The organism is Streptomyces sp. NPDC048171 (assembly GCF_043202655.1).
Lineage (GTDB): Bacteria > Actinomycetota > Actinomycetes > Streptomycetales > Streptomycetaceae > Streptomyces.
Map to the genome: position 1 here is coordinate 362,778 of NZ_JBIDAU010000002.1, position 15,515 is coordinate 378,292.

Here is a 15,515-nt window from a genome sequence, read left to right on the forward strand (position 1 = left end):
AACGTGCTTCTAGAAGAACGTGCGGATGTACTCGACGACCGTCCCGTCCGCCTCGGCGACCGGGATGAGCTGCCACTTGTCGAAGGACGTGCAGGGGTGGGACAGACCCAGGCCCAGCCAGTCCCCGACCGCCAGCTCCGCCTCCGGGGCGGTGCGCAGCCAGGCGTGCTGGTCGGACAGGCCGGTGACCGTGATGCCGGTGGCCGGGCGCTCGGGCCCGCCGTCCGCCGGACGCACCACCTGGGCGAACGGCAGGTCGAGGTCGTACGCCGCGTCCCGCTTGCCCGCGTTGGCGAAGGCCTGTTCGGGGGAGGGCCGGGAGACCACCTGGGTCCACAGCCGGAACGCGGGCTCCAGGGCGCCCTCGGCGGGGACGCGGTTGAAGGGGGTCACCTCCCGGTAGTGCCCGTCGTCGTGGGAGACGTAGGCGCCCGAGCGCAGCAGCTTCAGTACGGGCAGGGACAGGCCGGGGACCTCGGCGAACACGTCGGCCACCGCGTCGAACCAGGCGCTGCCGCCCGCGCTCAGCACGATCTCGTCCAGGCCGCCCGCGCCGAACCGTCCGGCCTTGTCGAAGTCCGCTGCCAGCGCGACCAGCCGCCGCAGCCAGGCGTGCACGCGCTCCGGGTCGGCGTCGGGCACCTCGCCCTCGTAGCCGGCGACCCCGGCCAGCCGCAGGGTCCGGGTGCCGGCCACCGCGTCCGCGACGGCCGCGCAGTCCGCCTCGGTGCGCGCCCCGGTCCGGGCCCCCTCACCGGCGGCCAGTTCGACCACGACGTCCACCGGCCGGGCGGCCCCCGCGCCGGTGAGCGCCGCGTCCATCAGCTCGACGCCGCGCACGGAGTCGACGTAGCAGACGAAGCGGAAGTCCGGGTCGGCGTCCAGCTCGGCGGCGATCCAGCGCAGGGCGGCGGCGTCGACCAGCTCGTTGGCGAGGAAGATCCGCCCGACACCGAAGGCGCGCGCCACCCGCACCTGGTGCGGCACGGCCAGGGTGATGCCCCAGGCGCCGTGCTCGATCTGGCGGTGGAAGAGCTGCGGCGCCATGGAGGTCTTGCCGTGCGGCGCGAAGGCGAGGCCGTGCCGGGCCGCGTACGTCTCCATCAGCGCGAGGTTGTGCTCCAGGCGCTCGGCGGAGAGGGTCAGCACGGGGGTGGCGAAGCCGTCGGTGAAGAGGTTCCGGCGCTGTCCGGCCAGCTCCGCGACGGTCAGGCCGTCGGCGTCCGGCGGGAGGCCCTTGAAGCGGTGGTCGACGTGCTCCTCGGCCAGACGGGCGAGGGCATCGGTGCCGGTGTCGAGGGCCATGGAGCCTCCATGAGGTGCGGTGTTGCATTCAGTGCAACGGTCATTGCGTATGTCGCTTACTGGTGTCTAACATCTCGGCCAACGCGGGGTCAACGGATCCCCCGGGACCCGCCGGACCCGCGGGAGCCGCAGACCCCGAAGACCCACAGAGCCGCAAGGGAGCCCTCACCATCGTGACCGCCACCGGACCCACCAGCACCGCCCCCGACGTCGTGGACGTCGTCGCGCTCGGCGAGTCCATGGTCACCTTCCTGCCCTCGCGGCCGGGACGCCTCGCCGACGTCCCCTCCTTCGACCGGGCCATCGGCGGCGCCGAGTCCAACGTGGCCTGCGTGCTCGCCGCCGCCGGGCACACCACGCGCTGGGCCGGCCGGGTCGGCGCCGACGGCTTCGGCGACCACCTCGTCGAGGCCATCGGCGCCTACGGTGTCGACGTCTCCCTCGTCCGCCGGGACCCCGACCGCCCGACCGGGATCTACTTCCGCACCGCCGGCGACCGTGCCACCGACGCCCACGAGGTCGCGTACTACCGGGCGGGCTCCGCGGCCTCCGCGATGTCCGTCGACACCATGGACCTCGACGCCCTCCGCTCCGGCCGCGTCCTGCACGTGTCCGGGATCACGCCCGCGCTCTCCGCCGACTGCCTCGGCCTGATGCGCGAACTCACCGCCCGGCACCCCGGCCGGGCCCGGGGCCCCCTCGTCTCGTTCGACGTCAACCATCGTCCGGGCCTGTGGCGGGAGTCCGCCAAGGCCCCCGAAGTACTGCTCGAACTGGCCCGCGGCGCCGACATCGTCTTCGTCGGCGAGGACGAGGCCTGGGACCTGGGCGGCCCCGAGGCCGTGCGCGCCGCGCTGCCCGAACCCGGCCTCCTCGTCGTCAAACAGGGCGCGACCGGCGCCACCGCCTTCCACGGCGACGACGTCACCACCGTCCCCGCCCTCACCGTCGACGTCGTCGCCGCGGTCGGCGCGGGCGACGCCTTCGCCGCCGGGTTCCTCTCCGCCACCCTGCGCGGACTGCCCGTGCGCGAGCGGCTTCGCCACGGCCACCTCATGGCCGCCGCCGCCCTCACCGTCCCCGGCGACCTCGCCACGCCCCCCGCCCGCGACCACGCCGACCGCCTCGCGGCCCTCGACGACGCGGCGTGGGGGAGACTGCGACTCGGCCCCGGCTGGACCCAGGCCGGCGACAGGGCCGACGAGGAGGCACCCACACCATGAGTCAGACCGTCGACCGCGCGCTCAGCATCCTGCCGCTGCTCGCCGAGGGCCCCGCGGACCTCGGCCGGGTCGCCGACCGCCTCGGCGTGCACAAGTCCACCGCGCTGCGCCTCCTGCGCACCCTGCACGACCACGGCTTCGTCTACCGCCAGTCCGACCAGCGCTACCGCCTCGGCGCCCGGCTCATCTCCCTCGCCCAGGAGGCGATGGAGAACCTGGACGTCCGCGAGATCGCCCACCCCCACCTCGTACGCCTCAACGAGCAGGTCGGACACACCGTCCACCTCGCCGTCCACGAGGAGGGCGAGGTCCTCTACATCGACAAGGTGGAGAGCCGCTACCCGGTCCGCATGTACTCCCGGATCGGCAAGCCCGTCGCCATCACCGTCGCCGCCGTGGCCAAACTGCTGCTCGCCGACCTCCCCGAGAACGAACGCCGAGCCGTGGTCGACCAGCTCGACTACCCCATGTACACGGCCCGTTCGACACCGAACGCCGACGGCTTCCTCAAGGAGCTGGCCAAGGTGCGCGAACAGGGCTGGGCCACCGACCTCGGTGGCCACGAGGAGTCCATCAACTGCGTCGCCGCCCCCATCAGGGGCGCCGACGGCAGGGTGGTCGCCGCGATGTCGGTCTCCGCGCCGAACGTCGTCGTCACCGCCGACGAACTCCTCACCCTGCTCCCGCTGGTGCGCCGTACGGCGGACGCCATCAGCGGCGAGTACTCCGGCAGGACCCCAGTCAAGGAAGTCACCACATGACCGACAAGATCGCCCTCACCCCGGCCACCCACACCACCCCGCCGGCGAAGTTCTCCCACGGCGTCCGCAAGGGCAACATCCTCCAGGTCGCCGGCCAGGTCGGCTTCCTCCCCCACGAGGAGGGCAAGGCCCCCACCCCGGCCGGCCCGACCCTGCGCGAGCAGACCCTCCAGACCCTCGCCAACGTCAAGGCGATCCTGGAGGAGGGCGGCTCCTCCTGGGACGACGTGATGATGATCCGCGTCTACCTCACGGACGTGGACCACTTCGCGGAGATGAACGAGATCTACAACGCGTACTTCGCCGAGCAGGGCCTCACCCAGCCGCCCGCCGCGCGCACCACGGTCTACGTCGGCCTGCCCGCCGGCCTCCTCATCGAGATCGACGCGCTCGCCGTCCTGGGCTGACCCCCTCCGGCCCCGGCCGCCCGCGCTCCGAACCGCCTGTCGCACGGCACGGCGCTCCCCGTCCCCAGGGAGCCGCCGTGCCGCGCCCCGCCCTGCCCGAAAGCACCATGTGTTTAGCCAGAGGACCCCCGAATGTCCCACGCGCCCCTCCAGCTCGCCGCCGCCGAGACCCCACCGCACACCGGCGGTCTGCTCACCCTGATCGACGGCACGGCGGGCCTGCTGACCGTCGCCGCGATCGGCATCGTGCTGCTGCTCTTCCTGATCATCAAGGTGCGGCTGCAGCCCTTCGTCGCGCTGCTCGCCGTCTCCATAGCCGTCGGCCTGCTGGCCGGCCTCTCGGTCACCGAACTCTTCGGCACCGTCCAGAAGTCCGACGCCGTCTCCACCATCGAGTCCGGCATGGGCGGCATCCTCGGACACGTCGCCATCATCATCGGCCTGGGCACCATGCTCGGCGCGATCCTCGAAGTCAGCGGCGGCGCACAGGTGCTGGCCTCCCGCCTGCTGGGCCTCTTCGGCGAGAAGCGCGCCCCCCTCGCGATGGGCCTCACCGGCCTCATCTTCGGCATCCCGGTCTTCTTCGACGTCGGCATCTTCGTCCTCGCGCCGATCGTCTACGCCGCCGCCAAGCGCTCCGGCAAGTCGGTGCTGATCTACTGCCTGCCGCTGCTGGCCGGCCTGTCGATGACCCACGCCTTCCTGCCGCCCCACCCCGGTCCGGTCGCCGCCGCCGGGCTGCTGAAGGTGGACCTCGGCTGGGTGATCCTCATGGGCATCGTCTGCGGCATCCCCGCCGTCCTCGCCGCCTGGGTGTTTTCCGCCTGGATCGGCCGCCGCATCTTCGTGCCCGTCCCGCAGGACATGGTCGAGGCCGCCGACGAGGCCAAGCAGGCGGTCCTCGAGGAGCAGCGGGCGTCCGGCGTCGAGCCGCACGAGAGCCCGGTCGCGCTCGGCACGGTCCTCGGCATCATCGGCACTCCGCTGGTGCTGATCCTCGCCGCGACCTTCTCCTCCATCGCCCTGGACCCGTCCACGCTCCGCTCGGTCATCGAGTTCTTCGGCAACCCGTTCGTGGCGCTGACCATCGCGCTCCTCCTCGCCTACTACCTGCTCGGCATCCGGCGCGGCTGGTCCCGCAAGTCCCTGGAGACCGTCTCGACGGCCTCGCTGAAGCCGGTCGGCAACATCCTGCTGGTCGTCGGCGCGGGCGGGGTGTTCGGTGCCGTCCTCAAGGGCAGCGGCGTCGCCCAGGCGCTCTCCGACACCTTCAACGACGTCGGCCTCCCGGTGCTCGTCCTGTCGTACCTGATCTCCCTGGTGCTGCGGGTCGCGCAGGGCTCGGCGACCGTGGCCATCGTCACGACGGCGGGCATCGTGGCTCCGCTGCTGGCGGAGGGCGACCACTCGCAGGCGTTCGTCGCGCTGGTCATCATGGCCATCTCGGCGGGCTCGATCTTCGCCTCGCACGTCAACGACGGCGGCTTCTGGATGGTCGCCAAGTACTTCGGCATCACCGAACGGGACACCCTGAAGACGTGGACCGTCCTGGAGAGCGTGCTGTCGCTGGCGGGCTTCGCGGTCGCGGCGGTTCTCAGCCTGTTCGTGTAGGCGCGTGTGTAGGCGTCTGATAACGAAGTCGGGGCCGACTGTGTCCGGCACAGGTTTGTCGACCATACTGCCCGCTGTGGAGCAGCGCAGAGGATCGAGCAGCCAGCCCCTGGAAGGCGCCGGATTCGACCCGGCATTCATCCCCGGGCTCACCGCGCCCGTGTCCGGTGGGCCCGAGGACGTGAGAGGCGAGAAGCCGGACGCGGACGCCGAGGCGGAGGCGGACCCGGAGACGGACGGCGTCGAGGACGCCGTACCGTCCGCCCGGGAGTCCGCCGAGGATCTGGCGGAACCGGAGGAGGAGGCCGCCCCGGTGGACGGCCCCGTCTTCGAGGCCGCCGACCGCCGCGCCCGGATCGTCGCCGACCACAAGGGCGTCCGCCTCTCCCTCGACGACCAGGCCTGCGAGTTCCGCTGGGACGAGGTCGGCGCCGTGGAGACCGAGACGGGACGCTTCGGGAAGCGGTTCACCGTCACGGTGCACACGCCGGACCGGCGCTGGTACCCGATCGAGATCGAGGCGGACTCCCGCGGCCGCTTCGCGGAGTGGGAGTCCGCCCTGGACGAGGTCCTGGACGCGTACTTCGAGGACGGCGAGGCGGCAGCGGCCACCGAGCCGGATGCGGAGACGGACGCCGAGCCGGACGCGGAGTCCGACGAGAAGCCCGGCGCGACCTCGCTCTCCAAGTCCGACGCCAAGCCCGAAGGAAAGTCCCCGGCGGACGCCGAGGAGTAAGCGCATCGGGTGAAGATCCGCGCACGCCCTCTTGTCCGACCGGCGGCCATGGGCTTTCTTGACCCTCATGGCGGACCTCACGGGCAACATCCGAGAATCAGGCGCGGCGGGCGGGACCGACTCGGCCCCGCGTAAGTCCAGTTGGCGCTACATCGGCCCCGGCATCGTCGTCGCGGCGACCGGGGTCGGCGCCGGCGACCTCGTGGCCACCCTGATCGCGGGCAGCAACTTCGGCTACACGCTGCTGTGGGCCGCGGTCATCGGCTGCCTGGTCAAGATCTCCCTGGCCGAGGCGTGCGGCCGGTGGCACCTGTCCACCGGGACCACGCTCTTCGAGGGCTGGGCCAGCCTCGGCCGCTGGACCACGTGGTTCTTCGCGATATACGCAGTGATCTGGGGCTTCGTCTACGGTGCGGCCGCGATGTCGTCCAGCGCGCTGCCGCTCCAGGCCCTCTTCCCGGACGTGATGGACCTCGAATGGTGGGGCATCGCCTGCGGTTTGGTGGGCCTGGTGTTCGTCTGGTTCAACAAGTACAACGTCTTCGAGAAGGTCATGACGGTCCTGGTGGGCGTCATGTTCGTCGTGACCGTCTACCTGGCCATCCGCGTCACGCCCAACCTCGGCGACGCCTTCGCCGGCCTCCTCCCGGTCATCCCGGACGAGAAGGACTCGATCCTCAACACCCTCGGTCTGATCGGCGGCGTGGGCGGCACCATCACGCTGGCCGCGTACGGCTACTGGGTCAACGCCAAGGGCTGGACCAACACCGGCTGGATGAAGGTCATGCGCCTGGACAACCGGGTCGCGTACACCACGACGGGCGTCTTCGTCATCGCCATGCTCTTCGTCGGCGCGGAACTGCTGCACTCGGCGAACATCGCGATCGCGAGCGGCGACAAGGGCCTGATCCAGCTCGGCGACGTCCTGGAGCAGGAGTACGGCACGGCCACGGGCAAGCTCTTCCTGATCGGCTTCTTCGCCACCTCCTTCACCTCGCTGATCGGTGTCTGGCACGGCGTGAGCCTGATGTTCGCCGACTTCCTGGCGCGCCTGCGGGGCGAGCGCGAGGCACGCGGCGACGAACTGGCCTCGGGCCGCCGCGAGCGCTCCTGGGCGTTCCGCGCGTACCTGCTCTGGCTCACCTTCCCGCCCATCGTCCTGCTCTTCCAGGACGAGCCCTTCCGCCTGATCATCATCTACGGCGTCCTGGGCGCCGCCTTCATGCCCTTCCTCGCCCTGACCCTCATGTGGCTCCTCAACTCCGCCCGCACTCCACGCGAGTGGCGCAACGGCTGGCTGAGCAACGGCATGCTGACCGTCGCGGGGCTGCTGTTCCTGGTCCTGTGCGTGAAGCAGGTGTGGGACCAGCCGTGGTCGGAGTTCTTCTAGGGGCGCAACGGGCTGTGGTCAATGCCCACGAGCACCGTCCGGCACACCCCGTAACTCCTTCCAAGACGCCGGGAACGGGGGGAGGATGGCCTCAACCACCCTCCTTGTGGAAGGACTTGCCGTGCACCACCGTGACGCACACCCCTCGCACGCGGCTGACCGGGCCCGCGCCCACTCGACGGCCGCCCGCCCGTCGGCCAGGACCGGCGGGCCCGCGACCGTCCTGCAGAGGCTGCAGCGCGATGCGGGGAACGAGGCTGTGGCTCGCGCGGTGACAGCTGCCAGGACGGACGGGCAGCGGCCCGAGGAGGCCGCCCCGCCGGTGCAGAGGGCGGCGGAGTGGAACATGCAGGCCGCGCCCACGGGCGAGTCGACAGGCTTCGGCGGGGCGCTCGACGACAGCGACGTCGCTCTGCTTGCCGAAGCAGCCCAGAAGGTCCAGGCCATCATGGACAAGGCGCAGGCCAGTGAGAAGAAGGTCCTGCTGTTCATCGGTGTGGGAACGGGCAACCCGGCGGAAGCGTGGGGCAACCCCACCTCCGGCGGCACCGGCGGAATCACCGACGAGAGCCAGCGCTCCCCCGGCTTCCTCTCGAAGGCCGGAGAGGGCTACACGGTGATCTCGGTCAACTTCAACGTCGGATCCAGCAAGGAGATCTCCCAGTCCGGCGACTCCGGCCCCGTCATCAATCTGACGGTACCCGCCCGGTTCCCGCTCGACGCGGACGGCAAGAAGAAGGCGAACGACGCCATGCAGCGCCTCCACCAAGCGGCCGGCAAGGCCACCCGTTTCGCCGTCATGAACGCCGTCACACAGGCCGACTACCAGCCCCTGATCGACCTGGTGAACGCAAAGAAGAAGGGCGAGTCCGCCTATCTCAAGTCGTATATGCAGAACGGTGAGACCAGCGCCTTCTCCCCGATGAACAAGAAGATGGGGATGCACCTCCAAGGCAGCGCGTTCGCGTCCATGGGCGACGTCTTCGCCGCGGACCAGGAGTAGTAGCCAGGCGCCCCGGGGGCGGGCACACTACCCGGTCACATTCAACGCTTGTTCCACTTGTGGCCCGCCCCCTGCCAGCCGGCCTTGTCGGGCGGGGACAACAATGCGCCGTTGTTTGTCGACCGGTGGAGATTCTGTGCCTCGCGGAGGGCGTCCGCGAGCTTTTTCCAGTCGATGGCCGCCGCGCTGCCGATCTCCCCGGCCTTCTCGAGATGGGCCGATCGAGGCGTCAGGGAACCACTCGCAGTCCTGTTGAAGTCGAAACCCGCTCCCGGATCATCTGTCCGATGCTCTCCCAGAGGGCCGAACTCCAAGTTCGCGGGTATGTTCTGCAGCACCTTCGTGAGCGACGCGGTGGACCCGTTGAGATCTCCACGAATCTCATCCACGAAATCGATGAACGGCCTTGCGGCGGGGTCGCCCTCCGCCTTCTTGGCCAGTTCGGCAAGCCAGCTTCGGGAGAGCTTGTGATGGAGCGAGGTGTCGCTTCCCCACTGGTTGTCCTTGTGTTGCCTCAGTTCTTTGTGAGCGGTACTGACCGAACCGGCGGCCCAGTCGCTGCTGCCGCCGCCGGTCACATCGAACTGCGGCCCGTACTGGCTCTTCTGGATTTCCTCGCTGATGTCCTCGTTGCAAGCGCCGCCGCGGATCTCCTCAAGGGAATAGACCAACTCCCCGCCCGCGTGGACCCCTGCGTCAGCCAGGATGTCTTCCACCGCGTTGGCGCTCAACTTCCCGAGGGGAGGGAATTGCTGAACGAGGTAGTCCAGGGCCTGCTCGTAGTCGCTCTTCGGTGCGGGCTCGCCGGCGGACTTCGAGTTCTTGGGAGCCTTCTTCTTGGAGACGCGCTGAATCGTGGTTCCCGCAGAGAGCGGGTGACCGGACTGGCCGAGCATCTGGGCGACTGCCGCATTGCCCGCGTCGGCCTGCAGCGCTGCCAGTCCCGTTGACCGTGCACTGGCCCGCACGGGAAGGGTGGCCCGGCTGCGAGGATGCTCAGCCTGTGTTCGTCCTGGGTCGCTGTGGAAGTGCCTGGTAGTCACGCATATTCCCTTCAGTGCACCATGGAACTGTCGTGCAGCGCTGCTGACTTGTCCAAGGCCTCCGCCGCCTTACGAGGAAGGCACTTTGTGCGTGCACACTACCGGGTCACGTCCCCGGCCTGTCGTCTCGACCGCCGGTCGTGGGGCGGTCGGCCACCACACTCCAGCCACCCTGACAATGTCCCAGCCCAGGACCGTCGGCGCCCGGAGAGAAAAGCGCCACCAAGGCTGTTCTTCCGGGCAGACGGCCATGCCCCGGGGATTGCTCTTTCGGCCCTTGGGAACCTCGCGGTCACCGCGCTATGGCAACGCGTCCCATTCCTCGCTGAGCGCGATCTTCCGCAGCTGCTCCATGGTCAATGCGGGGGCGTCCCGGGTGGCGTCCTCGTTCTGGTCGCCGGTGTTGAAGGCGCTGACGACCACGCGGAAACCCTCCGGTCCGGCGCGCAGGGTGTCGGCGGTCCACATCACGACGCCGGAGCCGCCCTTCTCGCCGGGGCTCTGCCGGGTGGCGACGCGGGTGCCGTCGGGCAGGGTCTCGCCGTCGCCGTACAGCTCGCCGGCGGCGCCGTCCATGCCGTGCTGCACGTTGATCTGGACGAGGCTCTCGCCCCGTCCGTCGTCCACGACGGCGTACGCGTACTCGGACTCCTGCCCGCCCCGCGCGACGACGTTCAGCTTCTCGGGGAGCAGCCGGGCGAGGGTGTCGGCGACGGCCTTCCCGGAGGCGGCTTGGGGCGGCTCGGCGCTCGGCGTGGCCGACGGCTTGCGGGTCTCCGGGATGGCGTCGGCGACCTGACGCCACACGCCGGCGGTGACGATCCCCCGCAACTTCGCGGTCGTCAGCGGGGGTTCGGCGCGGCTGACCGGGGCGCCCTTCTGGGCGGGGGAGTTCCACTCGGACAGGGTGACGTGGTGCCCCTCGGCGGTGACCAGGTCGGCGGTCCAGAGCTTGGTCTCCGCGCGGCGGTCCGGATACTCGTAGCCCCGGTACAGCCGGAGCAGCGAGCCGTCGGCCAGCCGGTCGGTGACGCAGTCGTCGTACTTCGTCAGGTTCTCGTCGGGGCACTTCCCCACGTCGCGGACCCGGTCGCTCCCCGGCCGGAGCCGCTCGACGCCCAGGGAGATTGCGGCGGCCCCGGCGCCGTCGTCGAACACGAGCGCCGCGGTCGGGCCGGGCCATTCGTGCGTCCCCCTGGCTTCCTCCCGGCTGGTCACGCCCTTGGGGAGCTGAGCCTTGAGTTCCCGCAGCAGGTCGTCGCCCGAGTAGGCGGTGGTGGCGGCGGTCGCAGTGCCGCTCGCGGCGACGCTGGACCGTGTGGGCCCGGCCGGTTCGTCCTGCGGCAGGACCAGAGCCCCGCCCACCCCGGCCAGGGCGACCCCGGCCACCCCGCCCGCCACGGCCGTCCTGCGCCGCAAGAGCACCCGCCGCCCCCGGGCCCGTCCGGCGGTGACGAGGGCCGCCCGATCGGTCTCGAAGCCGTCACCGGTGTCGCGCAGGGCGGCGCAGAGCCGGTCCTCGAACGCATCCCGGCCATGTTCCTGGGGCATGGCGAAACCACCCTTTCCACGAGGTGAGACGAACCGAACGGCAGCCGCCGCGGTTCTCAAGGTCTGGCGTACTCCGACAGGTCCTCGCCCAGCAGCTCCCGCAGCCGCCCGAGCGCCCGCGAGCACCGGGTCCGCACCGCCGCCGAACTGACGCCGAGTACGTCGGCGGTCTGCTCGACCGACCGGTCCTCCCAGTACCGCAGGACGACGACGGCCCGGTCCTTGGCGGGCAGCCGCGCGAGCGCGTCCAGCAGCGTCAGCCGCAGCGACGTGTCCCCGTCACCGGCGCCCGGCAGATCGGGGAAGACGTCCGTCGCCCGCTCCCCGCTGCTGCGCCGCCGCTGATGGGCGAGAAAGGTCCGCGTGAGCACGGTCTGCGCGTACGCGGCGGGGTTGTCCACCCGCGCCACCCGCCCCCACCGCAGGTACAGCCGGCCGAGGGCCTCCTGCACCAGGTCCTCGGCCAGATGCGTGTCCCCGGCGGTGAGCAGACAGGCGGACCGGTACAGATGCCCGGCCCGCGCCCTCGCGAACTCGGCGTACTCGTCCGCTCGCCGCTGCCTCATGAACACGTTCCCCCGGGCCCACTGCTGTCGTGAACTGTCTTCACCTCATCGATGCGGTGAGCACCGGGAAATGTTTCATACGAATCCCACAGCAGGCGGTCGCCCTCCCCGGCGGGCCGACCGCATGCGAAGGCCCCCGCCCGCGTCACCGCGGGCAGGGGCCGGAGCCGGATCAGGATCAGTCGCCCCTACGGGAGGTTGTCCACGTGCGGCCCCACCGCGTTCGACCACGCGTTGCCCGACGTCGCGTCCCAGTTCGTGGACCAGGTCATCGCGCCGCGCAGGGCGGGGTACGTCTTCGACGGCTTGAACGAGCCGCAGCTGGTCCCCTTGGTGAGGCAGTCCAGGGCGGCGTTGACCACCGACGGGGCCACGTAGCCGCCGCCCGCCGCACGGCTGGAGGCCGGGAGGCCGAGGCCCACCTGGGACGGGTCGAGGCCGTTCTCCAGCTGGATGCAGGCGAGCGCGGTGAGGAAGTCCACCGTGCCCTGGGCGTAGACCTTGCCGTCGCAGCCCAGCATCGTGCCGCTGTTGTAGTACTGCATGTTGACGACCGTGAGGATGTCCTTCACGTTCAGCGCCGTGCGGAAGTAGCCGCCCGAGGTGGACTGCATGTCGATCGTCTGCGGGGCCATCGTGAGGATCATGTCCGGGCCCGCCTTCGCCGACAGCGCGCGCAGGGCCTGCGTCATGTAGGTCGGGTTGAGGCCGTTCTCCAGGTCGATGTCGACGCCGTCGAAGCCGTACTCCTGCATCACGGCGTAGACCGAGTTCGCGAAGTTGGTCGCGGAGGCCGAGTCGTTCACCGAGACGGTGCCCTTCTCGCCGCCGACCGAGATGATGACCTTCTTCCCCGCGGCCTGCTTCGCGCGGACGTCCGCCTTGAACTGGTCGACCGTGTAGCCGCCGAGGCCGGCCGAGTCCAGGTTGAAGGTGACCGCGCCCGGCGTCGTGGTCGCGTCGGCGAAGGACACCGCGATGATGTCGTACGCGGCCGGCACGTCGGAGATCTTCTGGACCGCCGCCCCGTTGTTGAAGTTCTGCCAGTAGCCGGTCACCGCGTGCTTGGGCAGGTCGCCGCCGCCCCCGCCGCCCTGCTCCGTGGTCCGGGCCGTCACCGCCGCCGACTTCGCGGACTCACCGGCCGCGTTGACCGCCGTGACCTGGAAGGAGTACGACGTCGAGGCCGCGAGGCCGGTCACCGTGGCCGACGTGCCGGTCACCGCCGTCACCTTCGTACCGCCGCGGTAGACGTTGTACCCGGTGGCGCCCGACACCGCGTTCCAGGCCAGCGACGCCGTCGAGGACGTCGTACCGGAGACGCTCAGGCCGGCCGGGGTCGACGGGACGGTGGGCTCGGGGTCCGTGCCGCCGCCTCCGTCGGGGCCGAAGACGGAGAGGTCGTCGACGTGGTAGGCCGACTGCCCGTACCAGCCGTGCGTGTACACCGAGACCGAGGTGGTCGAGGAGCCGGTGGTGAAGGTCGTCGTCAGCTGCTTCCAGGAGGCCGAGTCCGGCGTCCAGGTGGACACGTCCGTCGTACCCGTGCCGGTCACGCCCAGGTAGGCGTAACCGCCCTGCACCCACGCGCTCATCTTGTACGTCGAGTTGGGCTTGACCGCGACGCTCTGCGAACAGCGTGCGTTGTCCTGCCCGGCCGGTGTGGCCTTCAGCGCGGCGGAGCCCGTGCGTGCGGGGGAGGAGACGGTCGTACCGCTGTTCGCGGAGCAGGTCCAGTTGGAGAGGCCGGCCTCGAAGCCCGCGTTCTTCGCGTTGTTGACGTCGGCGGCGGACGCCTGGCCGACGGCCGTGACCGAGAGGGCGAGCGCGGCGGTGACGGCTCCCGCCCAGAACTTCGTCCGTCTGCCGAGCCGTCTGCCGAGCTGTCTGCGTACGGGCTCCACTGGGGCCTCCGGTGGGGGAGTGGGGACGTTGACGTACAAGTTGGTCCAGACCAATTACGGTGTCAAGAGGTAGGTCCGGACCAGGTCCGTGGTCCAGTGGTTGACTCATGGAAATGCTCAACCTGCCCCGTTTTGAAGCGGCTTGTGCAACATAAGTTGTTCTACAGCTACACAAACGCTGTTCTCCGGTCACAGGCGCGTGGTTAGAGTGCTCACGTAGTCACGCAGTGAAGTCATCCGGGTCTGCCGGGGCACCGCCGACGGACCGATCGGGCAGGGGAGACGGGGAGCCGCGCGTGCCAACTGCCATTGCCGTGACCAGTGCCGACATGGCACTGCCGCCGCAGGACGAACGGACCCTGCCCGCGGTCGTGCTCCAGGACGTCGACCAGCGTCCCCTGGAGCACGTACTGGCCGAGTTCCAGTCCCTCCTCGATCAGTACGGGCACCTCATCGTGGTGTGCTCGCAGGCCGCCCCGGTGAGCGTGGAGCGACGGCTGCACACCGTCCGCGGCCTCCTGGAGAGCGATCGCATCGCCCTGTTCCGGCCGTCTCTGCCGCCGCTCGGACTCGCTGTGCTGGCCCGGCAGTTGCGCCAGCTGGCCTCCTGCGACCTCAGCCCCGGCGTACTCGCCTCGGCCGGCCGCCTCCTCACCCACTACATCCACGCCGGCGCCCTGCTCGGCTCCGTCGCCCGGCTCGACCACGTCCCGGTGGGCCTGAAGACGCACGCCAGGTCCTGGATGCCCGGCAGCCAGTTCGGGGTCGTGGCCCACCCCGTGCCCCAGCTCGTGCGGATCGGACCCGAAGCGGGCCTGGACGGCCCCGAGTTCGGCACCTGGCTGCTGGTCGCCAAAGGACAGCAGGGGCAGCAGCACCCGTCCGACTGGGTCACCGGCACCCTCGCCCCGTCCTGGCGCGTGCAGGGGCTGCGCGAGATGCCGCTGCCCGCCGAGTCGCCCGGCTGGTGGGGGACCGGCCGGCTGACCGAGTTCTGCGCCTACCTGCCCGACCTCTCGGTCCTCTACCAACTGGTCACCTCGGTGCGGCAGAGCGTCTGCCACTGGTGCGGCATCGACGTCATCGGCGACCGCTGCGTGTTCTGCTCGGCCACACCGCCCGTCTACGACGCCCCCGGCGGCAAGGCCCCGGGCCGCGGCGCCGACCCCGCCCTCGGCCACCGCCGCGATCCTGCCCTCGGCCGCCGCCGTGAGAGACGGGCTCTCACCGGGTAGGTCCCCAGCGCCCCCGTCCGCCCCGCCATCCGATCCGGTCCGACCGATTCCCCCAATGAGGTTGCACGGCTCATGAACTCCCGTCAGCGCCGCGGCATCATCCTGCTGATCCTGTCCGTCCTCTGCGCCCTGGGCGCGTTCGCCGGCGTGCTGTCCGTCGTGAACGACGTGAAGTCCAAGGTCGGACCGGAGGTCGCCGCCTACCGCCTCAAGTCGGACGTGGAGCCCTACACGCCGCTGAGCGAGGGGCAGTTCGAGGAGACCGAGATGCCGGAGCGCTGGCTGTCGAAGAACGCCGTCACCGACCTCGACCAGGTCCGCGGCAAGATCGCCGTGACGAGACTGAAGGCCGGGTCCCTGCTCCAGACCGACATGATCGTCGACCAGCCCGCCCTGCGGCCCGGGCAGCAGGAGGTCGCCATCATGATCGACGCGGCCACCGGAGTGGCCGGCAAGATCACGCCGGGCTCCGCCGTCAACGTGTACGCCACCTTCGAGGGCGAGCGCGAGGGCGACCCCGCCCAGTCGAAGATCATCGTCACCAACGCCAAGGTCATCGACGTCGGCGAACTCACCTCACTGGAACCCGACGAGAACAGCCGCGACCGGGAGCCCACCGACGCCGTCCCCATCACCTTCGCCTTGTCCACCATCGACGCCCAGCGCATCACCTACGCCGAGTCGTTCGCCCAGCGGGTCCGGCTCGCGCTGGTCGCGCCCGGCGGCGACACCACGGTCCCGGACAAGGACCGGACGTACGAACTCGCGAAGGACAAGTGA

14 protein-coding genes are annotated in these 15,515 nt (G+C 70.6%); 9 read left to right on the forward strand and 5 right to left on the reverse strand.

Translation table 11 applies throughout. The annotated features are described in order from the left end of the window. Nucleotides 1-9: 9 nt before the first annotated feature. Complete coding sequence (locus ACGF3J_RS06075) at nucleotides 10-1,305, reverse strand: amino acid deaminase (protein ID WP_393853535.1); 1,296 nt, start codon at nucleotides 1,303-1,305, stop codon at nucleotides 10-12. A 173-nt stretch (nucleotides 1,306-1,478) separates the two neighbouring features. Here ACGF3J_RS06075 and ACGF3J_RS06080 point away from each other — a divergent pair, with 173 nt between their 5' ends. The 7 genes from ACGF3J_RS06080 to ACGF3J_RS06110 all read left to right on the forward strand — a co-directional run bounded on the left by ACGF3J_RS06080 (nucleotide 1,479) and on the right by ACGF3J_RS06110 (nucleotide 8,436). Then, complete coding sequence (locus ACGF3J_RS06080) at nucleotides 1,479-2,528, forward strand: sugar kinase (RefSeq protein ID WP_393853536.1); 1,050 nt, start codon at nucleotides 1,479-1,481, stop codon at nucleotides 2,526-2,528. Beyond that, nucleotides 2,525-3,289: an IclR family transcriptional regulator gene (locus tag ACGF3J_RS06085; protein ID WP_161330593.1), complete on the forward strand. Its 765-nt coding sequence runs from the start codon at nucleotides 2,525-2,527 to the stop codon at nucleotides 3,287-3,289. The genes ACGF3J_RS06080 and ACGF3J_RS06085 overlap by 4 nt, the downstream gene beginning before the upstream one ends. Continuing rightward, nucleotides 3,286-3,696 carry a RidA family protein gene (locus ACGF3J_RS06090; protein ID WP_064729579.1) on the forward strand — a complete coding sequence of 137 codons (411 nt, stop codon included), beginning with the start codon at nucleotides 3,286-3,288 and terminating at the stop codon, nucleotides 3,694-3,696. The genes ACGF3J_RS06085 and ACGF3J_RS06090 overlap by 4 nt, the downstream gene beginning before the upstream one ends. A gap of 132 nt (nucleotides 3,697-3,828) precedes the next feature. Further along, nucleotides 3,829-5,307, forward strand: coding sequence for a GntP family permease (locus ACGF3J_RS06095; RefSeq protein WP_393853537.1), 1,479 nt, complete (start codon nucleotides 3,829-3,831; stop codon nucleotides 5,305-5,307). Nucleotides 5,308-5,383: 76 nt separating this feature from the next. Then, nucleotides 5,384-6,043: a hypothetical protein gene (locus ACGF3J_RS06100; RefSeq protein ID WP_346346307.1), complete on the forward strand. Its 660-nt coding sequence runs from the start codon at nucleotides 5,384-5,386 to the stop codon at nucleotides 6,041-6,043. A gap of 67 nt (nucleotides 6,044-6,110) precedes the next feature. Further along, nucleotides 6,111-7,433, forward strand: a complete 1,323-nt coding sequence (locus tag ACGF3J_RS06105; protein ID WP_161332064.1) for an Nramp family divalent metal transporter — start codon at nucleotides 6,111-6,113, stop codon at nucleotides 7,431-7,433. A gap of 271 nt (nucleotides 7,434-7,704) precedes the next feature. Further along, entirely contained in the window at nucleotides 7,705-8,436 is a 732-nt protein-coding gene (locus tag ACGF3J_RS06110; protein WP_161332063.1) for a hypothetical protein, read from the forward strand. Between the two features lie 41 nt (nucleotides 8,437-8,477). Here ACGF3J_RS06110 and ACGF3J_RS06115 read toward each other — a convergent pair whose 3' ends face one another. The 4 genes from ACGF3J_RS06115 to ACGF3J_RS06130 form a co-directional block, all read right to left on the reverse strand. Beyond that, nucleotides 8,478-9,479 carry a hypothetical protein gene (locus ACGF3J_RS06115; RefSeq protein ID WP_161332062.1) on the reverse strand — a complete coding sequence of 334 codons (1,002 nt, stop codon included), beginning with the start codon at nucleotides 9,477-9,479 and terminating at the stop codon, nucleotides 8,478-8,480. A 300-nt stretch (nucleotides 9,480-9,779) separates the two neighbouring features. After that, on the reverse strand, nucleotides 9,780-11,030 hold the full coding sequence (locus tag ACGF3J_RS06120) for a hypothetical protein (RefSeq protein ID WP_393853538.1): 1,251 nt from the start codon (nucleotides 11,028-11,030) through the stop codon (nucleotides 9,780-9,782). 56 nt (nucleotides 11,031-11,086) lie between these two features. Beyond that, nucleotides 11,087-11,596 (reverse strand): SigE family RNA polymerase sigma factor, encoded by a 510-nt coding sequence (locus tag ACGF3J_RS06125; RefSeq protein ID WP_161332145.1) that lies wholly within the window; start codon nucleotides 11,594-11,596, stop codon nucleotides 11,087-11,089. 188 nt (nucleotides 11,597-11,784) lie between these two features. After that, a complete protein-coding gene (locus tag ACGF3J_RS06130) occupies nucleotides 11,785-13,500 on the reverse strand; it encodes a glycosyl hydrolase family 18 protein (protein WP_161332144.1) in 1,716 nt (571 codons plus the stop codon). 329 nt (nucleotides 13,501-13,829) lie between these two features. Here ACGF3J_RS06130 and ACGF3J_RS06135 point away from each other — a divergent pair, with 329 nt between their 5' ends. Further along, on the forward strand, nucleotides 13,830-14,735 hold the full coding sequence (locus ACGF3J_RS06135) for a hypothetical protein (RefSeq protein WP_161332149.1): 906 nt from the start codon (nucleotides 13,830-13,832) through the stop codon (nucleotides 14,733-14,735). A gap of 72 nt (nucleotides 14,736-14,807) precedes the next feature. After that, a complete protein-coding gene (gene cpaB / locus ACGF3J_RS06140; RefSeq protein ID WP_125495105.1) occupies nucleotides 14,808-15,515 on the forward strand; it encodes a Flp pilus assembly protein CpaB in 708 nt (235 codons plus the stop codon).